Source organism: Arenicella xantha, from assembly GCF_003315245.1.
GTDB lineage: Bacteria > Pseudomonadota > Gammaproteobacteria > Arenicellales > Arenicellaceae > Arenicella > Arenicella xantha.
Genome location: NZ_QNRT01000001.1, coordinates 856427 through 882630 on the forward strand (window position 1 = coordinate 856427; position 26204 = coordinate 882630).

General features: G+C 48.2%; 24 protein-coding genes. 11 read left to right on the plus strand and 13 right to left on the minus strand.

Annotated features, from left to right (window positions below; genetic code table 11):
- Nucleotides 1–63 precede the first annotated feature (63 nt).
- Both DFR28_RS03590 and DFR28_RS03595 read right to left on the minus strand, forming a co-directional pair.
- Complete coding sequence (locus tag DFR28_RS03590; protein WP_113952918.1) at nt 64–894, minus strand: mechanosensitive ion channel family protein; 831 nt, start codon at nt 892–894, stop codon at nt 64–66.
- A gap of 125 nt (nt 895–1019) precedes the next feature.
- Entirely contained in the window at nt 1020–1637 is a 618-nt protein-coding gene (locus DFR28_RS03595; RefSeq protein WP_113952919.1) for an alpha-ketoglutarate-dependent dioxygenase AlkB family protein, read from the minus strand.
- A 91-nt stretch (nt 1638–1728) separates the two neighbouring features.
- Between DFR28_RS03595 and DFR28_RS03600 the strand changes: the two genes are divergently transcribed.
- Complete coding sequence (locus DFR28_RS03600; protein WP_113952920.1) at nt 1729–2580, plus strand: AAA family ATPase; 852 nt, start codon at nt 1729–1731, stop codon at nt 2578–2580.
- 9 nt (nt 2581–2589) lie between these two features.
- The gene (locus DFR28_RS03605; RefSeq protein ID WP_113952921.1) at nt 2590–3765 is read left to right on the plus strand and encodes a vWA domain-containing protein; all 1176 of its coding nucleotides are present in this window, start codon (nt 2590–2592) and stop codon (nt 3763–3765) included.
- Between the two features lie 41 nt (nt 3766–3806).
- On the opposite strand, the gene rarD is transcribed toward DFR28_RS03605, so the two are convergent.
- Nucleotides 3807–4703: an EamA family transporter RarD gene (gene rarD / locus DFR28_RS03610; protein ID WP_113952922.1), complete on the minus strand. Its 897-nt coding sequence runs from the start codon at nt 4701–4703 to the stop codon at nt 3807–3809.
- A gap of 98 nt (nt 4704–4801) precedes the next feature.
- On the opposite strand from rarD, the gene DFR28_RS03615 reads away from it, so the two are divergent.
- Nucleotides 4802–6079 (plus strand): metal-dependent hydrolase family protein, encoded by a 1278-nt coding sequence (locus DFR28_RS03615; protein WP_113952923.1) that lies wholly within the window; start codon nt 4802–4804, stop codon nt 6077–6079.
- A gap of 78 nt (nt 6080–6157) precedes the next feature.
- Here the strand turns inward: DFR28_RS03615 and tdh are convergent, their stop codons facing one another.
- The 3 genes from tdh to DFR28_RS03630 all read right to left on the minus strand — a co-directional run bounded on the left by tdh (nt 6158) and on the right by DFR28_RS03630 (nt 10230).
- Nucleotides 6158–7186 carry an L-threonine 3-dehydrogenase gene (gene tdh, locus DFR28_RS03620; RefSeq protein ID WP_113952924.1) on the minus strand — a complete coding sequence of 343 codons (1029 nt, stop codon included), beginning with the start codon at nt 7184–7186 and terminating at the stop codon, nt 6158–6160.
- A 1-nt stretch (nt 7187) separates the two neighbouring features.
- The gene (locus DFR28_RS03625; RefSeq protein WP_113952925.1) at nt 7188–8378 is read right to left on the minus strand and encodes a glycine C-acetyltransferase; all 1191 of its coding nucleotides are present in this window, start codon (nt 8376–8378) and stop codon (nt 7188–7190) included.
- Nucleotides 8379–8469: 91 nt separating this feature from the next.
- The gene (locus DFR28_RS03630) at nt 8470–10230 is read right to left on the minus strand and encodes a trans-sulfuration enzyme family protein (RefSeq protein WP_113952926.1); all 1761 of its coding nucleotides are present in this window, start codon (nt 10228–10230) and stop codon (nt 8470–8472) included.
- Between the two features lie 99 nt (nt 10231–10329).
- Here DFR28_RS03630 and DFR28_RS03635 point away from each other — a divergent pair, with 99 nt between their 5' ends.
- The 3 genes from DFR28_RS03635 (at nt 10330) to DFR28_RS03645 (ending at nt 12008) form a co-directional block, all read left to right on the plus strand.
- Complete coding sequence (locus tag DFR28_RS03635) at nt 10330–10803, plus strand: Lrp/AsnC family transcriptional regulator (RefSeq protein WP_113952927.1); 474 nt, start codon at nt 10330–10332, stop codon at nt 10801–10803.
- Entirely contained in the window at nt 10804–11244 is a 441-nt protein-coding gene (locus DFR28_RS03640) for a DUF1801 domain-containing protein (RefSeq protein ID WP_211316836.1), read from the plus strand.
- Between the two features lie 221 nt (nt 11245–11465).
- The gene (locus DFR28_RS03645) at nt 11466–12008 is read left to right on the plus strand and encodes a dihydrofolate reductase family protein (RefSeq protein WP_113952928.1); all 543 of its coding nucleotides are present in this window, start codon (nt 11466–11468) and stop codon (nt 12006–12008) included.
- 22 nt (nt 12009–12030) lie between these two features.
- Here DFR28_RS03645 and DFR28_RS03650 read toward each other — a convergent pair whose 3' ends face one another.
- Together DFR28_RS03650 and DFR28_RS03655 are read right to left on the minus strand one after the other, a co-directional pair.
- Complete coding sequence (locus DFR28_RS03650; protein WP_113952929.1) at nt 12031–12390, minus strand: hypothetical protein; 360 nt, start codon at nt 12388–12390, stop codon at nt 12031–12033.
- 115 nt (nt 12391–12505) lie between these two features.
- Nucleotides 12506–13402: a hydrogen peroxide-inducible genes activator gene (locus DFR28_RS03655; protein WP_113952930.1), complete on the minus strand. Its 897-nt coding sequence runs from the start codon at nt 13400–13402 to the stop codon at nt 12506–12508.
- Between the two features lie 226 nt (nt 13403–13628).
- On the opposite strand from DFR28_RS03655, the gene ahpC reads away from it, so the two are divergent.
- Together ahpC and ahpF are read left to right on the plus strand one after the other, a co-directional pair.
- Nucleotides 13629–14192 carry an alkyl hydroperoxide reductase subunit C gene (gene ahpC, locus DFR28_RS03660; protein ID WP_113952931.1) on the plus strand — a complete coding sequence of 188 codons (564 nt, stop codon included), beginning with the start codon at nt 13629–13631 and terminating at the stop codon, nt 14190–14192.
- A 74-nt stretch (nt 14193–14266) separates the two neighbouring features.
- A complete protein-coding gene (ahpF, locus tag DFR28_RS03665) occupies nt 14267–15838 on the plus strand; it encodes an alkyl hydroperoxide reductase subunit F (RefSeq protein WP_113952932.1) in 1572 nt (523 codons plus the stop codon).
- A 293-nt stretch (nt 15839–16131) separates the two neighbouring features.
- On the opposite strand, the gene DFR28_RS03670 is transcribed toward ahpF, so the two are convergent.
- A complete protein-coding gene (locus DFR28_RS03670) occupies nt 16132–16731 on the minus strand; it encodes a flavin reductase family protein (protein WP_113952933.1) in 600 nt (199 codons plus the stop codon).
- A 45-nt stretch (nt 16732–16776) separates the two neighbouring features.
- Complete coding sequence (gene ggt / locus DFR28_RS03675; protein WP_211316837.1) at nt 16777–18564, minus strand: gamma-glutamyltransferase; 1788 nt, start codon at nt 18562–18564, stop codon at nt 16777–16779.
- Nucleotides 18565–18689: 125 nt separating this feature from the next.
- On the opposite strand from ggt, the gene DFR28_RS03680 reads away from it, so the two are divergent.
- Nucleotides 18690–20018, plus strand: a complete 1329-nt coding sequence (locus DFR28_RS03680) for an ABC1 kinase family protein (RefSeq protein WP_211316838.1) — start codon at nt 18690–18692, stop codon at nt 20016–20018.
- Nucleotides 20019–20026: 8 nt separating this feature from the next.
- On the opposite strand, the gene DFR28_RS03685 is transcribed toward DFR28_RS03680, so the two are convergent.
- Nucleotides 20027–20893 carry a hypothetical protein gene (locus DFR28_RS03685; protein ID WP_113952934.1) on the minus strand — a complete coding sequence of 289 codons (867 nt, stop codon included), beginning with the start codon at nt 20891–20893 and terminating at the stop codon, nt 20027–20029.
- A gap of 438 nt (nt 20894–21331) precedes the next feature.
- Here DFR28_RS03685 and DFR28_RS03690 point away from each other — a divergent pair, with 438 nt between their 5' ends.
- Nucleotides 21332–22387: a TAXI family TRAP transporter solute-binding subunit gene (locus tag DFR28_RS03690; protein ID WP_211316839.1), complete on the plus strand. Its 1056-nt coding sequence runs from the start codon at nt 21332–21334 to the stop codon at nt 22385–22387.
- On the opposite strand, the gene DFR28_RS03695 is transcribed toward DFR28_RS03690, so the two are convergent.
- A complete protein-coding gene (locus tag DFR28_RS03695) occupies nt 22348–23301 on the minus strand; it encodes a hypothetical protein (RefSeq protein WP_113952935.1) in 954 nt (317 codons plus the stop codon). The two genes, DFR28_RS03690 and DFR28_RS03695, sit on opposite strands and share 40 nt — an antisense overlap.
- A 70-nt stretch (nt 23302–23371) precedes the next feature.
- Complete coding sequence (locus tag DFR28_RS03700) at nt 23372–24577, minus strand: aromatic amino acid transport family protein (protein WP_113952936.1); 1206 nt, start codon at nt 24575–24577, stop codon at nt 23372–23374.
- 182 nt (nt 24578–24759) lie between these two features.
- On the opposite strand from DFR28_RS03700, the gene DFR28_RS03705 reads away from it, so the two are divergent.
- Nucleotides 24760–26166, plus strand: a complete 1407-nt coding sequence (locus tag DFR28_RS03705) for an alanine/glycine:cation symporter family protein (RefSeq protein ID WP_113952937.1) — start codon at nt 24760–24762, stop codon at nt 26164–26166.
- The last annotated feature ends 38 nt before the right edge of the window (nt 26167–26204 follow it).

Consider the following 26204-nt stretch of genomic DNA (forward strand, 5'->3'; position numbering starts at 1 on the left):
TCAAGCCAAACGTGGTCGACCAAACCGAAGTTTAGACTTGTTAACCACCTTAGAGGCTAGCACTCAGTCATCTTTAACCATTGTTACTACACGCTGCGGGAATGGGATCGATATACCCTCTTCGTCGAAGCGCTTTTTGATCTGCTCATGGGTATCCATTAACACTGGCCAGTAGTCACTGGTAGCTACCCAAGGGCGTACCACAAAGTTAACGCTGCTGTCCGCCAACTCCATTATTGCAATTTTCGGTGCAGGCTCATCCATCACGCGCTCATCAGCATCCAAAATAGATTTAATGACACTGCGCGCATGATCAATATCTGCCTCGTAACCAATACCAAACACCATATCCACACGCCGCGTACCGGTAGATGAATAATTGATGATATTACTGGCCAGCACCCGTGAGTTGGGAATAATCACGCACTTATTATCGCCGGTGCGCAGCTCAGTGGTAAAAATCTTAATAAACTGAACCGTGCCTATCTCGCCGGCAATATCGACGACTTCACCGACGCGAAATGGCCGCAACATAATAATTAATACGCCAGCAGCAAAATTGGAAAGTGAACCCTGCAACGCTAAACCAACAGCTAATCCGGCCGCACCAAGCACGGCAATAAAAGACGCGGTTTCAATTCCCAGCTGACCCAATGCAGCTATCAAAACAACCAGAAATAAGCCCCAATAAAAAAGGCTGTCGAAGAAACCAATTAACTCCTGCTCAACACCATTCTTGCGCAAGCCTTTTACAATCAAATTAGTGACGATTCGCGCAACGCGTTTACCAACCAAGAAAATGATTAGCGCTAGGACGATCTTCCAAGCATAAATTGATCCATACTCGACGAATAGATCCGAGTATTTTTGAAGTGTGTCTAAATTTAAATCCATAGTAGCTTAATGCCTTATTTTACAAGTTCGTTAAATGATTAGTTGGCGCGATTATAAACACGATTAGACGAGGATTGGGGTCAGTTTTACCACTTGCTAACAACAAGCTAGCGCAACCCTAAATGCTAATAAACAAAGCGGAAAGTTAAATTAATGCGTGGGCCGGCATGCGCCCGCTTAGGTATTTGGTGCTGCCAGTAACGTTGAGTTGAACCGCGCATCATGAGTAGACTGCCGTGCTCCAGTGCTAGCGAATAGCTCTCTCCAGACTTATTTTTACGGCGCAATTTAAAATCACGCACCGCACCTAAGCTCACTGAGGCGATCACCGGGCTCTCTCCCAACTCCGGCTCATCATCGCTATGCCAACCATTTGAGTCCGCACCATCACGGTACAAGTTGATTAATACGCTGTTGAATTTATCGCCAGTTGCCGACTCCAATCGGGCTTTTAGCGTTTGTAATAGCTCACTCCACGGCGTCGGAGACATAGTCATATTTGAATATTGGTAGTCTAGCCCAGCATCCCCCATCCAACATGAGAGCCGCGGCGTAAGGTGAGACTTGCCGTAAACCTGCACGGTCTCCTGTCGCCAATCAGTTTCTGCCAACAATTGTTCAAATAACGCCATTGCCGCGGCATGCTCGAGAAAACCAGGTCGATATTCAATGTCTGCATCAGGCAGTTGCAAGACATCCGTCCGCTTACCCAGAAGACCTAGCTGTTTTGGCGTATTTGTCATACAAAATGATCACTAAATTAATTTATACTGTGCGACTGGTTTCATCATGGCGAGCACTATCGCCACACTATCGAGCGGCAAAAGGTAAGACATGCAATTTAACGGCAGCGACAATTATATCTCCACCGACGACCTGAGTCTGGCGGTGAACTCTTCGATCATTCTACAGAAACCCTTACTAATAAAAGGTGAACCCGGCACTGGCAAAACCATGCTGGCCGAAGAAGTGGCGGCATCATTAGGCAAGCGCCTAATCCAATGGCACATTAAATCCACCACTAAAGCCCAGCAAGGCTTGTATGAATATGATGCGGTATCACGCCTCCGAGACTCACAACTTGGTGACGCAGATGTCAGAAACATTAAGAACTACATCGACAAGGGAAAACTTTGGGAAGCCTTCGAAAGCGAAGAGCAAGTCGTGCTACTAATTGACGAAATCGACAAAGCCGACATCGAGTTCCCGAATGACTTGTTGGTAGAAATCGACAAAATGGAATTCTACGTGTACGAAACCGGCGAAGTGATTAAAGCCAAACACCGTCCGATCATCATTATCACCAGCAACAATGAAAAAGAACTACCAGACGCATTCTTGCGCCGCTGTTTTTTCCACTTCATCAATTTTCCAGATCGCACCACTATGGAGCAGATCGTGGCGGTACACCATCCACACGCTAAGCAAGAGCTAGTTAAAGAAGCGCTAGAGGTATTCTTTGAAGTTCGCTCAGTGCCTGGCATGAAGAAAAAGCCCTCCACGTCTGAATTAATTGACTGGCTTAAACTGCTGATGGCTGACGACATCCCTGACGACATACTCAAAAACCGCGACAACCACAAAGCGATCCCGCCTCTCTACGGTGCGCTTTTGAAAAATGAGCAAGACGTGCAGTTGCTTGAACGTTTAGCGTTCATGCACCGTCGCGAGAGCCGCAACCAGTAGCGCTGACTGATGTTATTAAACTTCTTTGATACTTTGCGCCGCCAAGGGCTACCGGTCACCATCCGGGAGCTGTCGGATTTAATCACCGCGCTAGAACATCGCATTGTGTTTGCCGATATGGAGCAATTCTATTATCTGGCTCGCACCGTGATGGTGAAAGACGAAAAACACTTTGACAAGTTCGATCGAGCGTTCAAAGCGCACTTTACTGAACTAGAAAAAATCGATGATTTTATCGAAGCGCTGATCCCGGAAGACTGGATCAGAAGTGAGTTTCTGAAAACACTAAGCGAAGAAGAAAAAGCTAAAATTGAAAGCCTCGGCGGACTAGAGGAACTAATCGAGGCGTTTAAAAAACGTCTCGAAGAACAAAAAGAACGTCACCAAGGCGGCAATAAGTGGATCGGCACTGGCGGTACTTCACCATTTGGTAACAGCGGCTACAATCCTGAAGGTATTCGGGTTGGCGGCAGCGGAGGCAATAAAAGCGCGGTCAAAGTATGGGACCGCCGCGACTTTAAAGACCTAGACGACAGCATTGAACTCGGCACACGCAATATTAAAATGGCCTTACGTCGGTTGCGCAAATTCGCTCGCAGTGGCGCCGAAGAAGAATTAGACCTCGACGACACCATTCGTTCAACCGCACACAATGCCGGTTTGCTCGACATTAAAATGGTGCCAGAACGCCACAACTCAGTAAAAGTTCTATTGCTCTTTGATGTCGGTGGATCAATGGATCCGTATGTGCGCACCTGTGAAGAGTTGTTCAGTGCCGCACGTGTCGAATTTAAGCATATGGAATATTTCTACTTCCACAACTTCATCTACGACGGCTTATGGCAAAACAGCGAAATGCGTTATGACGAAGTAACGCCAACCCATGATGTGCTGCATAAATATGGCAGTGACTATAAGGTGATTTTTGTCGGCGACGCCGCCATGGCCACCTACGAGATAACCCACGCTGGTGGCAGCATCGACTTCATGAATCGCGAGCCAGGCAGCAATTGGTTACAACGCTTTACCCAAAACTTCGATAAAACCGTATGGCTTAACCCTACCCCGAAAGAGTACTGGCAACACACGCATTCCACTAAGATTATTCAAGATTTAATGGAAGACCGTATGTACCCGCTTACACTTAAAGGCATGGAAGAGGCGATGGCTTATTTAAGCCGTTAATTTGGTGAGCCGAATTAAGTCGGCCGCTAATTAACGCATACTTACGACAACATTCGCAGCGCTCTACGGGTTTTACGCCGATGGTTAAGCTGGTCAACTGAATAGATAATCAGCGCGATCCAAACCAAGCCAAACGCGATCATACGATCACTACCGAACGGCTCGTTGTATACCAATACGCCAAGCGCCAGCTGCAAAAATGGCCCAATGTACTGACTCATCCCCAGCGCGGTCAGGCTGATCATTTTGGCGGCCGCAGAAAACAACAGCAGTGGCACGAGTGTAAACAAGCCAGCCAATACCAACAGAGAATCTGTCGCAAGGTTCGAACCAAAAATACCCGCACCATTAATTTGCACATAGATTAGATACGCTGCAGCCGGTACAAACATCAATAAGGTTTCAAGCGCCAAGCCGTGGGTTGCCGGAATCGAGAGGGATTTTTTCACCACTCCGTATAACGCGAAGGTAACCGCCAGCGACAATGCGACCAGTGGAAATTCACCATGCCCGAAAATCAGATAAAGCACACCGCAGCCGGCAATTCCGACCGCTAAAACTTGTGTTAAGCGCAATCGCTCGGAAAAAAACAACACACCGAACACCACGCTAATCAACGGATTAATGAAGTACCCCATTGAAGTTTCCACGATCCGCCCGGTGTTGACCGCCCAAATAAAAACGCCCCAGTTGACCGACACCAACAGAGAAGCGATGGCCATGCGAAACAGTAATTTATAGTCACGAAACAACGCCTTAAACTCGCTCCATTGCCCCATCATCACAATCAATGCCGTTACCATGACACATGACCACACCATGCGATGCATCACAATTTCGACAGGTCCAACATGGTCGAGCTGCTTCCAAAATATTGGAATGAAGCCCCACCACGTGTACGCCCCAATGGCGTAAAAAAGTCCTTTATTATCGTTCATTGTCGGCGAAATCTGCTTATCGAAGCTGGGCTAGGTATAAACACGAAGAGTAACATGTGCTAGGGTATGAACCATCCCATCAACACGCGAAATCCACTATGAAAAAAGTCATTCTAGGCCTAGCACTGACGCTAGCTCCGCTTTCGGCATACGCCACTGACACGATTGTTAATTGCGGCGCTACCGTCGATGTCGTTAATCAAGAACTCACCGGTCCACGCAGCTTTACCATCAACGGAGGTCGAATTAGTGCGGTAGACAATGTCGCCAGCACCGCCGCCAATGTAATCGACCTCAGCACCTACACCTGCTTGCCGGGCTTAATCGATATGCATGTGCATCTCACTTCGCAAAGCAACCCTCGTTCTTACATCGAAGGCTTTACGCTGAATCCCGCTGACTATGCTTTCCGGGCGGCTAATTATGCAAACATCACTCTAGAGGCCGGATTTACCACAGTACGAAATTTAGGTGATGACGGCACCGTAACGCGCGCACTGCGCAGCGCTATTGCACAAGGCTTCGCAACCGGCCCACGAATATTCACCGCAGGTAAATCACTGGCCACAACCGGTGGACATGCAGACCCGACAAACGGCCATAGCTTTGATCTAATGGGCGATCCCAGCGCAGTAAGCGGCGTGGTAAATGGCGTTGCCGAAGCGCGTAAAGCGGTGCGTCAGCGTTACAAAGAAGGCGCCGATTTAATTAAAATCACCGCCACCGGCGGGGTACTTAGCACCGCTAAGAGTGGCCAAAATCCGCAATTCATGAGTGACGAGTTAGAGGCCATTATCAGCACAGCGAAAGACTATGGTTTTAAAGTCGCAGCACACGCACATGGCGCCGAAGGCATGAAGCGCGCCATCAAGGCTGGGGTTAGCAGCATTGAACACGGCACATTGATGGACGACGAAACACGTCGCCTAATGAAGCGTTATGGCACTTATTTGGTACCGACTATCTTAGCCGGCGAATTCGTCGCTGAAAAAGCCAAGATTGACGGTTATTTTCCTGAGATCGTCAGACCAAAAGCGGCAGCAATTGGGCCACAGCTGAAAGCGAACTTTGCCAAGGCACTGGAAACCGGCATCAAAATTGCATTTGGCACCGACAGCGGCGTCTCGGCTCACGGCGATAATGCTCGTGAATTCAAATTGATGGTCGACCAAGGCATGTCGGAAATCGATGCAATCCGTGCGGCCACTGTTAATGCCGCCGATCTGCTTGGAGAGTCTGACAATCTTGGTGCTTTAAGTGTGGGCAAGTTCGCCGACTTAGTCGCCGTGAAAGGCAATCCGTTGGACGATATCTCAATTTTAGAAACAATTGATTTTGTAATGAAAGACGGAAAAATCGTCAAAAAATCTCGTTAATAGTCAATATCTGTCGCCACGCTGATTAGCAGCGTGGCGATCACGCTATTGGACTTTTGCTAGTCAGCCCGACTCTTACTAGTCAGCCCAGTTCAAAACAACCTTGCCAGACTGCCCAGACGCCATTAATTCGAATCCCTGCTGGAACTGATCGACCGGAAATTCGTGTGTCAGCATGGGCGTAAGATCCAAACCGGACTGGATCAAGCTTGCCATTTTGTACCAAGTCTCAAACATTTCACGCCCATAGACACCTTTGATCTCCAAGCCTTTGAAGATCACCTTTGTCCAGTCGACCACCATATCTTTAGGCGGAATTCCGAGCATCGCAATCTTGCCACCATTGTTCATGGTGTCTAGCATACTGGTAAACGCAGCGGGCACGCCTGACATTTCCATACCAACATCGAAACCTTCAGACATACCAAGCTCTTGCATGGTGTCACGTATATTTTCATTGGCCACGTTAATCGCCCGCGTTGCGCCCATTTCACGCGCTAACGACAAGCGATATTCATTCACGTCGGTAATGACCACATGCCGTGCACCGACATGTTTAGCAACTGCCGCCGCCATAATACCAATCGGGCCAGCACCAGTAATAAGTACATCTTCGCCGGTTAAATTAAATGACAATGCGGTATGCACTGCGTTGCCAAAGGGATCAAAAATTGCGGCCAATTCATCACTAATATTGTCCGGAATTTTAAATGCATTAAACGCTGGGATCACTAGGAACTCGGCAAATGCACCTTGGCGGTTTACCCCAACACCAACGGTATTGCGACACAAATGACGGCGTCCCGCGCGGCAATTTCGACAATGTCCGCAAGTGATGTGCCCTTCGCCGGAAACTCGGTCACCAATCTCAAAGCCACGGACTTCTTGCCCCATGCCAACGACTTCGCCAACATATTCGTGCCCCACAATCATCGGTACCGGAATAGTATTCTGCGACCATTCATCCCAACTGTAGATGTGAATATCCGTACCACAAATAGCGGTCTTGCGGATCTTAATTAGCAAATCATTGGGGCCCGCGACTGGTATCTCAGCCTCTGTCATCCAGATACCCTTTTCAGGATGTAATTTTGCCAGTGCTTTCATATTAGATTACGCCCATGTCTTTACCGACCTCAATAAACGCATCGATGGTCTGGTCAATTTGTTCGGTTGTGTGCGCCGCTGACATTTGCGTGCGAATACGCGCCTGCCCTTTCGGCACTACTGGAAACGAGAAGCCTACCACGTAAATTCCTTTTTCCAACATGCGAGCAGCCATGTTTGACGCTATTTTTGCATCACCGAGCATCACTGGAATAATGGCATGGTCGGCTCCGGTCAAAGTGAAGCCCGCCGCACTCATTCGAGTACGAAAGTGCTCACTATTGCGACGCAAAGCAGAACGCAAGTCATCGCCATGCTCAAGCATCTCTAGAACTCGAATCGACGCTGACACAATAGCCGGTGCCAATGAATTGGAAAATAAATACGGACGCGAACGTTGGCGCAACCAATCAACGACTTCTTTGCTGGCCGACGTATAACCACCAGAAGCGCCGCCCATAGCCTTACCCAAGGTGCCGGTCATAATATCAACTCGACTCATAACCTCGCAGTATTCGTGCGTGCCACGCCCTTTGTCGCCAATAAACCCGACCGCATGTGAATCGTCAACCATCACCATGGCGTCGTATTTGTCGGCTAAGTCACAGATACCACGCAAATTAGCGATCACACCGTCCATAGAGAACACACCATCAGTCGCGATCAATTTAAAACGTGCGCCGGCCGCTACCGCAGCTTGCAACTGTGCTTCGAGTTCGGCCATATCATTATTCGCGTATCGATAGCGCTGTGCTTTGCATAGACGTACGCCATCTATAATACTGGCGTGGTTTAATGCGTCGGAAATGATCGCGTCCTCTGGGCCTAACAAGGTTTCAAACAAGCCGGCGTTGGCATCAAAGCATGAGGAATACAAAATCGTATCTTCAAAGCCAAGGAACTCACTCAGCTTGCTCTCCAAGGTCTTATGAATATCTTGGGTACCACAAATAAAGCGCACTGACGCCATACCGAAACCATGCTCATCCAAACCGAGTTTAGCGGCTTCAATCAGTGCGGGATGATTGGCCAAGCCAAGGTAATTGTTCGCACAGAAATTGAGCACCTGCGCACCGGCCACCGATACTTCGGCTTGTTGTGCAGAGGTAATAATACGCTCGGCTTTATATAACCCCGCCTCGGTAACGTCGGCAAGTTCGTTTTGTAAATGCTGAATAAATGCTTGGCTCATGCTGATAGCAACCTGCTTAAAATAAGTTGACTAAAAATAGAGCGCATCACGCGTATGCGCCCTTAGTGATCACTGGTTAATTGTGGTGCGCTTACATTACGGCTTGGCTGTAACGCTGGTGCATATCCACGTAAATTTCTTGTGCCATCTTACGCGCTTCGTCTATCGACATAAACTGTTTTGAAAAACCTGGAATCGCTTGATCGATTGACAACTCAGTGGCAATCACTAAATGTTTAATTAGATCGACTGGATTCTCAATTCCCATCGCGAATCGAATAGTGGTCGGAAATATTTGAGCCTCTTGCTGCTGCTCTGCGTTTAATTCAGAGTGAGTTGTTAAACCCGGGCAGCTAACAATACTGTTGGTTTGGCCAAGGCTAATCATGTGCGCGAATGCCGGCTCAAGACAATCAAAGAAGCGATGAAAAGCTTCGTCCGGCACCTGCTTACCCATATCCACAGTGAACAAACCGGCAGGAAAGCCCAAGAACAGGTTTTTTTCAGCCAAGGCTCGATTCTTATTGGTCGCTAAACCATTGCAATTCACCTTGATCATCGGATGCGAATCCATAAACGTGGCGAACACTTGAGTCGTGATGCATTTCTTTAACATTCGAACTTCCAATGTGCGCATACCCGCCATGACCTCAAATGCGGTATCAGCATTCAAAAACGCGCCCTTAATGTAGTACACATTCCAGAACATGGTGTTGTCCCAACCATCCTGACCTTTAGGAATAAACATATCGGCATTGCGCGCAATCACACAGCCAGCTATCACCGACCCTGAACCCGTAAGATCTTTGGTGTAACTGTGAATCACAAAGTCGGGGCGCTCATTAGAATCTTCGCGCTGTAATGGCTGGACTAAAAAGGGAGTGCCAACCGTGGCATCCAAAATCACTCGAACTCCAGCGGCATGCGCCAATTTACATAGCTCAGGCACATCTAACACGTAGCCATGTGGATTACACGGTGACTCGATATACAAATAGATCTGTTTGCCGGCCGCAATGCGGTCCGCGTACTGCTCTTTAACCGCGGCCAGCGTATCAACAAAGGCCTGCGTTTCTTCACCAGCGAACTGCTTAACCGCCACGTTCAGATTAGATGGCTTAGCAAACCAATCATGAATCAATTGATGCGCGCCACCGTAAATATTTTGGCTCGCAATCAGAATATCTTCATGCCCCAAAACATGCGACAAGGTGGCGTCAATCGCCGCCATGCCGCTATTAAAGTTCCAAGCTAGATACTCATTCGCATAAGGGCCCGCTTCGAGATCAACAATATGATTCGCCAGCGAGATCGATGTGGGGTTGAGCAGACGCGAATAGATATCAAGCATCATCTCCTTACCTTCGAACGCATCACTGATCCACTCAGCACAAGCATAAATATAGGTGGCCGTACGCGTAATCACCGGCGTAGCCGAGAAAATCGCATTAACATTGTCAAACACCGGATAAGCGGATTTCGCGCTCAAAGTCGACTGACTAAAACCGAGTTGTTGATAGTTGGTCCGAAATGGGTTTTGTAAGGTATCCAGTACTTTTGCGAGCTGGAATGATAAGAATTTTTTGGCATTGAATAGGGCGGTTTTTTCCGACGCATCAAGGTTTTGCATGCCGTCCATTGAGGCCTGCCACATAAGCTCGACATTCCCCTGACACTCATAGACACGCTCAACTACCTCCAGTAGTGTCCGCCCTAGCTCGCCGTCGACCTCAATATTGAAATGGCTAAGCTGCTCAGCTGCCAGCTCCTTAATCGAATGAGCTTCGGTAGAATTACGTCGTGGCGACAACTTCTTGGCGGAATCAAACAGCTTATCTTGAGATGAGGACATACTAAACTCTTATTATTAGTTATTCGTGGAAGAGCACTAGATCATATACAATATTTGATAGAAACACTCACCACCGAATATAATTCTGAAATAGTCCGCATGAGCGATATAGACCAAATAGACTTCGAAATAATTGCCGCATTAAGGAACAATGCTCGGATGACGAACAAGGACTTAGCTGACCAAGTTAGGTTAGCACCATCCTCTTGCTTAGAGCGCGTACGTTACTTACGCGCCCGAGGCTACATTCGCGACGCTCACATCGAAGTTAATTTAGCCGCACTTGGTTTGGGGCTGCAGGCCATGGTCGCAATCCGCTTGGCACAACACTCGCGCGTCGGTCTCGAAGCATTTCAACAATATGTTTTAAGCTTCAGCGAGGTTTTGCAGGTATACCATCTAAGTGGCGCAAATGATTTCATGGTGCATATCGCTGTGAAAGATGCTGAAACCTTACGCGATTTTGTGCTCGACTCATTTGCCGAGCGACCCGAAGTAGCGCATATTGAAACGGCGGTAATTTACCAAGCAGTGAAAAACTGGAACCTCCCCGACACACTCAGCAAAGAATAAATGAAAGCCAATAACTTGCCGATGCCGACTAGCGTACAACAAGCCTTTGACGCTTATCCAACCGAAATACGTACTGTAATGCAGTGCCTGCGAGAACTAATCTTTGATGTGGCCAAACAATGGCAGCTCGGGCCGGTTAACGAAAGCCTAAAATGGGGCGAACCAAGCTACACGGTTACTGGTGGCAGCCCTGTGCGAATCGACTGGAAAGCCAAACAACCGGATCAAGTCGGCCTGTACTTTCACTGTCAAACCAGCTTAGTAGAAACCTTTCGTGAGCTCTATAAAGAGTCATTATCGTTCAGCGCCAATAGATCAATTGTCGTCCCGTATCAATCTACCGATACGCTGAACGATTTGCCATTGGCCGAACTCGAACATTGTGTTTTGCTGGCCTTCAAATACCATAAATTGAAGCACTTGCCACTGCTTGGTGAATAGTCAACACAACAGCCACCATAATAGGCCGTGTTATCGATATTAGCTGGGTTCAGGTAGCGCTTAACTCTGCTCAATCATTAACAAACAAGGCATCTGTCTGGAAAAACATGGCTTTACTTGCTAAAAGGTTTAACACACAACAACGACCCTACAAGACCTATCGATAAATTTGCTTTTAGTACGATCAAGGTCGCGTCATCAACAACGCTAGCAACAACACAATGAATAGAAAAATCAATTACCATATTGCTGTCACATTGGATGGCTATATTTGTCACCAAGATGCCAGCATCGACGGGTTTCTAATGGAAGGCCCCCATGCCGATGATTTTGTTAGTTCATTGCAAAACTACGATGCAGTTCTGATGGGCAGCAAAACCTATCAATTTGGTTTTCAGTTTGGCCTAGAACCAGGCCAGCCGGCGTACCCAGGTTTGCACCATTATGTCTTCTCGCGCTCGCTTAGCTTTGAGTCGTCGGATTCCGTTACCTTAGTCAACACATCTGTTTGCGACAAAGTAAATGAACTACGAAATATGAATGGCAAGGATATATGGCTGTGTGGCGGCGGCGAACTGGCTGGCTATCTATTGAATAAAGGATTAATCGACACATTAACGGTAAAGGTTAATCCCATTCTATTCGGGTCTGGCCGCCAACTATTTTGTGGCTTGAATAACCCGGTTAGCCTAACTCATACGTCGTCCAAGACTTATCCGAACGGTGTGGTTTTAAATGAGTACCTAATCAATAAAAACATGTAGCCACAAGCAGTACTAGCGTGCATCAATCCAAAGCGTCGATTATCCGCAGAATAAATCTTGTAATCGCAGGATCAACGTTCTGCATTTGCACGCCTAACAATGAGATCAACCGCTGCGTATCCAACGCGACTCGCTCAGTGAGCAGGGGGCTTGAAGGATAATGACCGGGCCGACTGTTGTCGTCGACACGCACATGCAATGCCGAACTTAGCTTATTCCAAATCACCGCTTTTTCGTCGCGATGCTTATCGTAAATTAAATGAAAGCTAATGATGTTTTCAAGGCTATCGAACCAAATAAACAAATCCACTTCACTGGAGTTAAACCAGCGCTTTTCGCATTCGCCCGCTTGTTGCCTAACATCCACAATTTGTCGCAGCATGATTCTCTATTGATAAATCGACAGTTTTAACCAGCATAATCGAGCGCCCAGCCGCACACAATATTACTACGGCGTCATCATACCTAGAAACTTCAGGCACGACTAAATAGTAAGACTAGACTAGCTTGCCAAGTTGGCCTTTAAACAATGTCATCAAAGCTTCGATATTGTGCAAACTTGGATAATTAGGTCTCACCACAAACGCGATGCGCCGATGCGGACCTGGCTCAGATAGACGTTTGGCAACCAGACTTGGGTTTGCTTCTACTAGCTGCGCTAAGGCCATTTCAGGAATCAACGTAGTGCCAATCTTACCAATCACTAATTGAATCAATGTACTAAGACTCGTCGCGCTTAGACTTTGCGCTTTGTCACTGCCAATCTTACAAGCGCTCAATGCTTGATCTTTCAAACAATGGCCATCCTTCAGCAACATTAGGCGTTTATCTTCCAACTCCTTGGCGGTGATCACCTCGCTGCTACCGTTGGCCAATTCAGTATGACTGATCCAATATAAGTCTTCTGCCCAAAATTCAAACGACAATAACCCATCGACCTTATATGGAAGTGCCAAGATGGCGGCATCAATCTCACCATCTCTGACCATGTCGAGCAACGGTGCTGACTGCTCTTCAACCACATTAAATTGAAAGCTTGGATATTCCTCACTCAACGCAGGTAGCACTTTAGGCAGGATGTACGGACAAATAGTTGGAATAATTCCCACCGACATCGGATAACTCAACACTGCATCACGCACCTGAGTTAAAGCCATTAGGTCATCCACTTGTAATTGTATTGCCTTAGCCTTAGATAAGAACTGTTCGCCGATAGGCGTGACCAACACTTTTTTGTTATCACGCTCGAACACGGTAAATCCGATGATCCGCTCCATTTCAGATAACGCAGTACTTAAAGCAGATTGTGAAACAGCACATTCTTCCGCTGCGTTACGGAAATGTAGGTGTTTCTGGATAGCCAGCGCATAGCGAATTTGCTTAAATGAAATCATCGAATGCCTCGTTCTTAATAGCGATATTGACATTAAGTCTAGCGCCTATTGGAATTGCTCATTGTTCTATTTTACCGAACATGACGTTCTAATCATTCTATTTTAATTATTAAAGTGAATTCGATATAGTGTCGTTACTGAAGCATTTAACAGCCCCGCAAGGCGGTTAAAGCGCAAGACCAAATTTAACCTTTTAATTTAAACCACAGCACATGGAGAAAACTCAATGGCTTTAATCAATACGAAAATCAAACCCTTCACCACTCAAGCATTCAAAAACGGTGAGTTCATCGAAGTAAGCGAAAAAGACGTCGAAGGAAAGTGGGCGGTTTTCTTCTTTTACCCAGCAGATTTCACGTTCGTGTGCCCGACTGAGCTTGGCGACGTACAAGACAAATACGCTGAACTAAAGAGCCGCGGCGTAGAAGTATACTCCGTATCAACTGACACACACTTCGTACACAAAGCTTGGCACGACGCGTCAGACACAATCGGCAAAATCGAATACACCATGTTAGGTGACCCGAACGGCGTTATTACAACTAACTTTGAGGTTATGCGCCCCGGTGTTGGACTGGCTGACCGCGCGACATTCGTAGTAGACCCAGACGGCATCATCCAAGCAATGGAAATTACCGCCGAAGGCATTGGTCGTGACGCTGAAGATTTACTACGTAAGGTAAAAGCAGCTCAGTATGTACGCGAACATCCAGGTGAAGTTTGCCCAGCCAAATGGAAAGAAGGCGAAGCAACATTAGCACCATCACTTGACCTAGTTGGCAAAATCTAAACCTGCCGCTAGTTGGTTTGCCGAGCGAACTTAGCTTGCTCGGCAAACCCGAATTTATTAATGAGGAATCAACCATGTTAACCCCCGATATCTTAAATGCGCTGAAAACTTACACAGCGTCAATGCAAAACAACGTCACCCTTGTATTGCAAACCGGTGAGCACTCTAAACGTGCTGAGCTGGTTGATTTTTTAACTCAAATCACCGGTGTGTCTGACCAATTGACACTAGTCGAACGCGACGCAGGGCTACGCAGCCCGATCAGCTTTGCGCTTGAAACAGAGTCGGATACCGGTGTGCAGTTTTCAGGTATTCCAAGTGGGCATGAATTTAATTCACTGATCTTGGCAATATTGTGGGCGTCTGGCACAGCGATGAAACTTGACTCAAACTTGCAGTCTATGGTCGCACGTCTCGACCAGCCTGTGCATTTTGAAGTATTTATCAGTCTGAGTTGTCATAACTGTCCAGATGTCGTTCAAGCACTCAATCAATTTGCATTGCTTAACGCCAATATTACAAGCGAGATGATCGACGGCGGCTTATTCCCGAGCTTGATCGAACAGCGTGACATTCAGGGCGTACCCTCAGTGTACTTAGACGGCGAACTGTTCGCTAATGGCAAAGTCGAAGTCAGCGACTTAGTTAATAAGTTAATCGAACGCTTTCCAGCGATGACCGCCACGAGCGATGCACCGCAGCTACCATTGCAAGACGTAACGGTAATTGGCGGCGGCCCAGCAGGCGTGGCAGCAGCTATTTATAGCGCTCGTAAAGGCTTAGCCGTAACCATGATTGCCGAACGTGTGGGCGGCCAAGTTAAGGACACCATGGGCATTGAAAACTTGATTTCAGTTCCCAAAACCACTGGCCCTGAATTAACCGGCAATATGCAATCGCATTTGGACGACTACGACGTCACTATCAAAGAGCATGTGCGTGTCGAATCGCTCGAGAAAGGTCACGTTAAAACAATCCGCTTATCCTCTGGTGAATTAATTACCAGCAAAAGCGTAATAATCGCAACCGGCGCACGCTGGAGAGAGCTCGGCGTACCGGGAGAAAAAGAAAATATCGGTAATGGCGTCGCCTATTGCCCACACTGTGACGGCCCCTTCTTCAAGGGCAAAGACGTAGCAGTGATCGGCGGTGGAAACTCTGGTATCGAAGCGGCTATCGATTTGGCCGGCATTGTGAAGTCAGTCACCGTGTTTGAATTCATGCCTGAGCTAAAAGCCGACCAAGTACTAATTAACCAAGCCGAAAAGCGCGACAATATTACGATCTTAAAGAATGTAGCGACTAATCAAATCGTAGCAACCGACGGTAAAGTGACTGCGATCGAGTACACTGATCGCGCAACCGACGTAAAGAGTATGCTCAATCTAGCCGGTGTGTTTGTGCAGATCGGGTTGATACCAAATAGCCAGTTCTTAAAAGGTATTGTCGATATGACACAGTATGGCGAAATCGTTATCGATGAAAAGTGCAACACATCAGAAGACGGAATTTTCGCCTGCGGTGACGTTACCACAGTGCCCTACAAACAGATCGTTATCGCCATGGGCGAAGGGTCTAAAGCATCGCTCGCCGCATTCGAATACTTAATGGCATATGAGCCGGTAAGCGAAGATTTAGCTGCCTAACAACGATTCGATAACAACGATTCAAGAGCAACTTTTTTAAGTTGCTACCTAAAACAGCGTGACGACGACAATAGACCGCGTCACGCTGTTTTATTATGCAGCGAGCACCCGTTTATTCAAGGGTCCACAGCAACCGAGAAATCGGCAGCAAGATCAACAGCTCACCTAGTATTCGATTCAACCATTGCACCGATGCCGCGACTGCAAACGTGGCGCTAAGATCCTAGCAACGCACGCCCAGCTCAAGATTCCCCAATAGCCACAAAATCACCAATCGACGAAGAGGCGGAAGGTTAGCGCTTAAGCTGTACTCGCTCGCGGGTCAATGTGTAATCAGTTCCAGCCATACGCCCAATCGCATCAAGCTGATCACTATCAATGCGGTAGTCCTCAATGGCGCTATCCTGTACATGAACAGCCACCACATCGCCTAATACCAAGTGTCCCGACAAAGCCTGATCACCGAGGTCAACTATTTGATTAAGCCGGCACTCAAAACTAGCTACGGAGTTTGCAACTCGCGGTGGTGCCACTTTGCTCGAAGCTTCAGACGCCACATTGGCATATTCAAATTCGTTATGGCCCGGCGGCAAATCGTGGCACGAAAGGTTCATTACCTCAAGATCACGGTAGCTTACCGTATTAACCACAAATTCGTTTTGTTCTCGAATGTTGGCCAGCGTGTCTTTCTCTTCGCGCGCGCCACGATACAGGGGGTTAAAACACAGCACTGGGGGATTGGCGCTGGCCACTGTAAAGAACGAAAAAGGCGCAAGATTGACCTGCCCCGATTGAGACATCGATGAAACCCAGGCGATCGGTCGAGGAGTCACCGCACCGATCAACAGTTTATACATTTGAGAGGCATCAATTGCTTCAGGTAGAATCAACATTGCAAGCTCGCTAGTTGTCTGGTTATTAGAGTGCTGTTCAAGCGATTAGTAATCAACCACCTCAATGACTCCTTCACGCCGCGGATCAACCCCACCTTGTAAACGACCATCGGCTTGCCGAACTATTACACTCAAGCCGGAATTTTCTCCAGCACTCTCTTTGACTTCAAAACCAGCTTTACGCAAACCAGCTATCAATTCATCGGTGGCACGATCTTTTTCAATTCGCACGCTATCGCCACGCGCCACCATATTGGGTAAATTCACGGCTTGCTGCGGGCTCAAGCCCCAGTCTATTACGCCCACTAAGGTCTTCGCGGTATATGCGATTATCGAATTACCGCCAGGCGACCCCGTGGCCATGTAGAACTCATCATTAGCATCCAGCACAATAGTCGGTGACATTGAAGAGCGCGGTCGCTTACCGGGTTCAACACGATTGGCAATTAACTGACCACTTTCATCACGAGGAGTGAACGAAAAGTCGGTTAACTGGTTATTCAGAAACATACCACCAGCCATCCGAGTTGAGCCAAAGATACTCTCGACACTGGCGGTCATTGACACCACATTACCATCACCATCGACCACGACAAAATGCGTAGTGCCGGCCACATCATTGGTCGCATCGAGACCATAGGCGACTTTGGCTTGTTCTTCATATGGCCATGGATCGCCGGGAGCGATAACTTGAATTGCTTGACCGCGCTGAATTTGCTCAGCTCGTTTATCTAAATAACGTTGATCTAATAAGCCCGATAATGGCACTTCAACAAACTGCTCATCAGCTACGTATTGGTCACGGTCGGCATAGGCTAAACGTTGAGCATCAGCAAAGATCGACCAATTCAATGAATCATCAGCACCGCCCACGCTGAATGCTGGCACTGACTCAAGCAAGCCCGCGATCATACCCACAGCAACCCATGACGAAGATGGCGGCGGACCGCAAAGACGCTTACTTTGATATCGCTTACACAACGGTTGATGGCGCTGCGCTTTATAGGCTGCCATGTCGGCAAGAGTCAAACTGCCCGCACGAGGCAGCAAGCCAACTTGCTCAACAATCTCTTGCGCTATTTCTCCATGATAGAAAGCAGCCGGATCTTGCGCCAAGATTCGTAGAGTTTTCGCATACGCCAAGTTGGTACGCTTGCTGCCTAACGCACGCGGCTCGCCATTCGCATCGAAAAAATATTGGTAGGCATCCACCGGCCCATCGGCTAATTTAGCAGGTATGTACTTGCCGAACCGTTGAATAAAACTGTGCAAGCGCGGCGATATCTCAAAGCCTTCTTCGGCTAACTGAATAGCACGTTCAAAATGCGCTCCCCACGGCAGCTTGCCATGATCCTCGTGTGCCAACTGGAGTAACGACACTACTCCGGGCACACCAGTGGAAAGCCCGCTGTGCTTAGCATTGAGGTAGCCGATGGATTCACCATCTTGGTTGAGGAACATATCGGCCTTGGCATTCGCCGGCGCCGTTTCACGTCCGTCGTAAACCGTAATTTGATTAGTTTTGTTGTCGAAGTACAACATGAAACCACCACCAGCTAAACCAGAACTCTGTGGCTCAACTAGGCTCAATACCGCTTCGATCGCGATCGCTGCATCAACTGCTGAACCACCGGCTCGCAGAATATCGGCACCGACTTTGCTAGCGTGTGGATTGGCAGTGACGACCATACCTTGTGATATGACTTGCGCTGGTACCTGCTCGGCCTGTGTTTGCTTGGCGTCTACGCCGCCTGGTGGCACAGATAGCGGAGTTTTAACGACACCACAAGCCGTTAAACCGATAACAAATAATAGTCCAATAATAGTTCGCATAAGGATCTCACAAGTAAGCCAATTACTGCGTATTGTACCGCGCTCACGGCGAATATGTATCAAGATCCACGGTTTCGACACACAGCCTATACATGCCATTGGAATCACTGAGTTACACTAGGCCAATGGATAATGAAAAATCAAAAGAAAAAGCGATCCCGAGATCTCGATTCGGACGCTTTAGTCGCGTGGCACGGATGGCTGGCGGCGTGGCTGCCGGTATGCTCGGCGAAGGCGCGCGCCAACTAGGCCAAGGCAATCGCCCGAAAATGAGCGATCTCTTGCTGACCCCGGCCAATGCCAAACGAGTCGCCAAACAGCTATCGACCATGCGAGGTGCGGCTATGAAAGTCGGCCAATTGCTGTCGATGGAAACCAGCGATTTTTTGCCACAGGAGCTTTCGGACATTCTGGCACAGCTGCGCGACAAAGCCTTTACCATGCCCAAGAAGCAGTTACTGGCTGCCTTACAAAATGCCTACGGTGACAACTGGCAAGCCAAATTTACCGAGTTCGACTATCAACCCTTAGCTGCCGCCTCAATCGGCCAAGTCCACCGAGCAACAACTCTGGACGGCGACAGTATCGTGTTGAAGGTGCAATACCCGGGCGTGGCCGAAAGTATTGACAGCGATGTCGACAACATCGCCACCTTGTTGCGCGTAACCAAGCTACTACCCAAGCATATGGACATCAGCCAATTGCTGGCTGATGCTAAGACACAGCTGCACGAAGAAGCCGATTACCTTCGAGAGGCTGAGCACCTAAGTGCGTTCTATACGCTGCTGCAGGATGACCACGATTATTGCGTTCCAAAGCTCTACCCCGAATTGAGTACTAAGCAAATTTTGGCAATGGAATACGTCGACGGAACGCCAATTGAAACGCTGGGCGACATTGACCCTGCTGACGTAGACCGCTTAGCCAGCAAACTGTTTGCACTGACATTTCGAGAATTGTTTGAGTTACGCACAATGCAGACCGATGCCAACTTTGCTAACTATCAGTATCAGCGCCTGCCAAAAAAAATCGTCTTATTGGATTTTGGTGCCACACGTTCATTCAGTAAAAAATTCACCATAGACTATAAACGCCTATTGCGGGCGGTAGTCAGCCATGATGAAGATGCGATCCTCAAGGCCGCTGACAGATTAGGCTATCAAGCGAGTAGTGCACCAATTGAATATCAACGTTTTTTGATCGCACTGTTTAGTGTGGCACTAGAGCCATTAGCTCACCAAGGTCTTTATGATTTCGCCACGGCTAGGTTATCAGAGCGCCTCTCTGAACTCACTGATGAGGTTTACGGTTTTAAGGAGTTTTGGCAAACCCCGCCCACCGATATCCTGTACTTACACCGTAAACTGGGCGGTGTATTCATGTTAGCAACGCGGCTCAAGGCCCGCGTTAATGCGCATGCCCTGCTCGAGCCGTATCTACAACGACTCGACTGATTCTCGAACTAATTACCAGAAGCCAGCAATTTGCCTTTCTGGCCACGTACTAATTGATCCGTACCGTTAAGCGCTTGAGCAATCGAAAAACGCGTGTCGGTGGACATGATTTGTAGTGTCGCAATCGGGCTAGCACCAGTATTATCATCGTTTTTTATGGCATCCATGGGCACCGCTTTTCCTGATGGGTAAACTAAAACAGTGTCTCCTTGTGCCAACAGACCATCGCCGTAGTTAAGCATGATGTTGCCTAACTCATCAATACGAATCACGCTTAGCGGAAATACCGCGGCCACCATTTTTGCCACCAAATCATCCACACCCTTTTGAATTGCTTGGTCTAAGATATTAGACGCACTACCATCACTCGCACTGGCAGTACGTTTTGACACTTGTGACGAAATACTCGAACTGAAGTCAACTGCGCGATCAGCCACGCCATGCAGCGTAAATTCCAAGTCAATTAAACCTATTGCATTCTCAGGGTCGGTAGCGCTTTTCTTAAACAAACCGAATTCAGTGACCTTGGTCGTTAGAATGTAGTCTAAGCCGGCTTGGTGAAAGTCAGAACCGGCATAGGTTTTATTGTAAAAACCATCTAGGCTAAGGCCTTGCTTCTGTAACTTTTGAGTTAATTCAGAATACGGCAGAACATTGAATTTTCGCGTCTTAGTGAGCGCTTCATTCAAACGTGAGGTAATCGCTGCGACCACGTTCTGCTCTGCTTGCGCATCGACATCAACTGTCGGAGCAAACCCAACGTCACCAACACCAATGGCACCGACAGTCTGCGCCATAACCGGAGCGACGCCGACAAGGCCTATTGAGACTGCGCACAAAAGCCTAACAACCAACCAAAAAAAATATTTTTTCATTGTAAACAGTCCAGCCCAATCCAGTAAGTGAGGGCGAAGCCTCGTGAAGTGATTACGCATGTTTAGCACGCATCCAACAGTGACCGTGCGGCTTTCATGCGTTGCAAAATATAGCACTGAGACAAAATATTTGCATCTGCTAAACCTTGCCAGTACACGTAATACCACAAAAATTGACAGTGTTTGACACCACGCTAATCAGCACCGCATTGTCTCAGTTAAATCCACGTGATATACCATTCAAATTGAGAGATATGACGCTAAGCTTGCACTAGCTAATTTAGAAGGTCGTTGACTCGTCCATTGTAAATAAGCAACTATATGCCCGTAACACAAGAGCCGTTGAGAGCATAAGCGGCTCAACCATAAGCAGCTTACCGAACACGGGTAAGCACCAAACTACTAAGCTATTTAATCAAGCCACTAAACCACACGCAGATGCCCATATCAACTAAATCCAGTTGGCGCCGTAAATCGCTAACAATTCTCGGTTCAAAACGCATCAAACTAGGGCGCACCGTTAGGTTCACCATCTTGTGTTTACTGATGGTATTAAGCTGGACGAACGCACAATCTGCCGCCCCCAAACCAGAGTTTATAGTCATCGGAACGGGCGGCTTAACCGGCGTATATTACCCAGCCGGCGGTGCAATTTGTCGCATCGTAAACCGCTACCGAAAGGAACAAGGAATTCGCTGCTCAGTGGAAAGCACACGCGGCTCAGTTGCTAACCTAAACACCTTAGGCGACGGCGACATCGACCTTGCAATTGCCCAGTCTGATACGCAATATCATGCCTATAACGGTACCGACGTATTCACTAAATACGGGGCCAATAAAAACCTGCGCACGGTATTCAACCTACACGCTGAACCGTTCACCGTCGTGGCAAGTGAGCGGTCAGGTATCAAGACCTTTGATGATCTTAAAGGTAAGCGGGTTAATATTGGTCGACCAGGGTCTGGTCAACGCCAAACCATGAATGCCTTGATGCGTGCTAAGGGTTGGACTTCCGAAGATTTCGCGTCGGTACACGAGCTCACGTCAATCGATCACTCGCGCGCGCTGTGCGACGACATCATTGACGCCTTCGTTTACTCGGTTGGTCATCCAGCCGGATCCATAAAGGAAGCCGCAAATGGATGCAAAATCCGCTTAATACCAGTAACTGGTGAAGCGGTAGATAGCTTAATTAACAGCAATCGTTATTACCAGCGTATGCGCATTGCTGGCGACATGTATCGAGGAAACAAGCAGGACACCGAAACCATTGGGGTTAGAGCATCGTTGATTGCATCTCAAGCTATTTCGCCTGACCTTATCTATTTGCTAGTGAAAGACGTATTCGAAAATTTAGGCGCGATGCAAAAAATGCATCCGGCATTTAAATCGCTTGAAGCAGCTGAAATGGCTCCAAGCAACCCGCTGGTGCCCCTGCATGATGGTGCAAAACGCTACTTTAGTGAAACGGGCATGCTGCCTGGTGAGTCGTAGATTGTATGCTTTAGCTGATTCAGAGTGTTTGAACCAAGCTGAATATCAGTTGTCGATAACTCCCTAAACAAAGCCGCGTAGTCAAGCACTCCTTGCACGGCATCAATCTGCTCGGCATTAGTTAGGTCCTGCAGCAAGTAATTCATCATGCCATAGCTAACAACGAAATTATGCTCCCAAGCATCGGGGACTGACTCGCTCGGTGGGCGTTCTGCAACTTTCCATTGTGCCAAAAATCGCGCTCGAAACTCGCTTGGATTTTCGCCCTTGTCGGTTAGTAACTCGGTAAAGCTAGTATGGTTTTGAATCATGGATGCGATATTTTGCTCAGCATAGTCGTGACGATTCTGTAGCATGGTGCGAGCTTGTTTGAGTTGCGATGACGAACGCTTGATGCCAATTGCCTTAAATATCTGCTTAGTCCCCTTAATAATTTTATCGTGTCGATCATCAGCCGTTTGATCTTGGCGCTCCGCCAAACTCTCAGAAAAGTCCTCGCTTAAACGATCCAACACTTGCTGAGTTTGTTGGGAATCTAAGCTATACGCTAAGTCCGCCAAGCGGTAAACCACATCAGGTGCTTGCGACAGCACCATGGGATCCTCCAAGAACAATACGAAGTCACGCCAGGTTGTTTCTGACAAACGCCCGTTTCTCTCCAAATCCGCCGCCGTTTGCTCGAGATGCTTCACCAGCAAAGGCAACCTATTAGAACGCACCCAGTTAGCCGTGTCGCGCGCAAACAATTCAATCTCACGATCCTGCTCAGCAGTAAAATCGGCATAAGCGCTAAACTCATCTACAATCTTGTCTTCCAAACCATTGACCGTGCGCTTAATAAAAAATTCAGCCACACCACAGGCAGACAAAAAAATCAGAAGAACGACGATCACAGAGAGCTTTAATTGGTTCATTTTCGGATAGTAGCACCGGCGCGTGATCGCCCATTTAGGGTTGTGAACATTTAATCAACGCGTGCGTTGATTAAGCCGCATAGACCGGCAGTAGCGACAACATCGAGAGCACCTTAAGTAGAGCAATCAACAGCCCGGCTGCAACTACCAACCGTGATGCGGCACTCCAACCGAAACGGCGCCCATGCATCAGTGCCGGCAACACAAAAAAGCTAAAGGCCACCATCAATCCGGCATACCCGATTGCCGAAACGAAGCCATAGGGAAATATGAAACTCAATAAAGCCGGTGGAACAAACGTCACCAACCCGGTCTTGAACCGCCCCGCTATGCCCGCTTGCCAGTGCAATAGATCCCCAACAAAGTGAAACAGACTCAAGCCAATACTCAAAAAGGACGTCACAATCGCAAATCGAGAAAACCAAGCTAGCGCTGCGCCGGCTGGCCCGGTTGATGATTCGGACCGTATAGCGGCCACCAAATCACCGACATTGCCTCCTTGCTCAATCACCGGCAAGTAGGCTGACCTCGGCAAAGCACCGAAGGTGATTAGCAACCACAATACATACACAACGAGAACCAGCAAAGTACCATAAAACAAGCTATTGACTACCGCCTTTGGTCGCTCAGGATAATACTTCACTAAGCTTGGCACGAGCCCACCACAGGCGAATGCAGTCACCAGCACCGGCAACGCGGCCCAGCTGTAGTTGAATAGTTCTGGTGACAACTGGCCGACATCCAATCTAGCCAGTTGCACATGGTCAAGCAGTGAGTAATTCGCACTAGCAAATGCCACAACCATGCCCACTAGCAGCACCGAGCTTATACGACTCACCAACGTCGTCCCCATGCTCACTAGCAATGCCAACACCAGCGCAAATACTAAGCTCAACGAACGTCTCGGCAAACTCGGCACATCACGTCCAAAGGTCTGTAACAAATGCTCAGTGATGCTTGCCCCGGCAGTCATATAGGCATACAGCAAAATGAACAAAATAAACGCAATTGATACGCTATTCGACCAAGCTAGCCCTTGCCCTAACACGCGCTTGGTTAGAGTATAAAAACTTGTACCAGCGGGAAACAACATATTGACGTCTGCCAATAAGCGCGCTGCCAAATAGGTGATACCCCAGACAAACAGCATGGCAAGTACAGCCCAATTAAACCACATGCCCGAAGACACAATCGGCAAGGCGAACATGCCGGCACCAATCGCGCCTCCCACCACCAAGGCCACGCCATGCCAAATAGGCTTTTCGCTTAATTTCATTGCGCTAGCTTACCGCCTAACCACGTCGCCTCCAACCAGTTTGTTAGCATGGCTAACTAGCATATTTTTAAGCACGCAATAGCGGATCTAAGCGACTGTTACTTCACTCAGTTTTCGATCCCACTCACTCCACGGTATGATGCTCTCAGACCTTCCAACCGATCAGCGGAACCGAATACATTATGCTTAATCAAATTATTGCCCTAGTAAACGATGTGCTATGGGGGCAGTGGCAAGTTCTCATCGTGCTGTTAGTACTGGCAGGTCTTTGGTTTAGCATCTCGCTTGGAGCCATTCAAATTCGGCACTTTGGTCATATGTTTGCGCTGATTCGCAACAGTACCGGCTCAGATAAAGACGGCATTAGCTCGTTCCAAGCTTTGTGCACTAGCTTGTCGGCACGAGTCGGCACCGGCAATCTCGCTGGCGTCGCACTAGCGATCTCTGTCGGCGGTGCTGGTGCGGTGTTCTGGATGTGGGTTATTGCTTTACTCGGCATGGCAACCGGCTTTGCCGAAAGCTTACTCGCACAAGTCTACAAAGTGCGCGACAGTCATAAGGAGTTTCGCGGCGGCCCTGCTTACTACATTGAAATGGGGCTCGGGAAGCGCTGGCTGGCGGTCTTGTTCTCTATTTGCCTGTTCTTGGGCTACGGTCTATTTTTTAGCGCCATGCAAGCCAATACCATAGCGGATGCCTTAAACAACGCCTATGGAGTTAATACGCTCTACTCCGGAATAGTCATCACTGCGGTGGCTGGGGCTATTGTCATTGGCGGACTACGCACCATCGCGCGCTTCGCTGAGCTAGTCGTTCCCGTCATGGGCGTGCTGTATGTGATTACTGCCCTCGGTGTCACACTGATGAATATCAGCTTGGTGCCTGAAATGCTCGGCAATATCATAAGTTCAGCGTTCGGCTTACAAGAAGCCGGTGCTGGGGCACTTGGCGCCGCCATTAAAGCAGGCATCCAGCGTGGACTGTATTCCAACGAAGCTGGGTCCGGCAGCGCTCCACACGCGGCGGCCGGTGCATCGCCCAATCCCAATCATCCAGCCACACAAGGGTTTATTCAAATGCTTGGCGTGTTTTTTGACACCATTATTTTATGCACCTGCACGGCTGTGATTATCCTATTGGCTGGTGACATTCCAAGCGGCAATATGACGGGCATTCGACTCACGCAAGAGGCGATGACCCATCACATTGGTGGTTATGGTCTACACTTTGTATCACTAGCCATTACCCTATTTGCATTTACCTCAGTGGTAGCAAATTACGCTTATGCACAAAGCAATTTACGCGTGTTCCGGCTCGACAATAAATTCGGCAATGCCGGATATACAGTGGCTTACCTAAGCATGGTGTTATGGGGGTCAGGAGCAACCCTAAAAGAAGTCTGGGCCGCCGCCGATATGGCGCTTGGCCTAATGACGGTTGTCAATGTAACAGCCTTAGTACTGTTAACACCGACCATTGTTGCGGTATCGCGAGACTATTTCTCGCAACACGCACAAGGCCTAAAACCCACATTCGACAAAACCAAATGCCCGGTACAAGGTGACACCGAACCCGGCATTTGGAACTAGCCCCAAAACTCAAGCGCTTATGAGAGAGAGCGAGACCG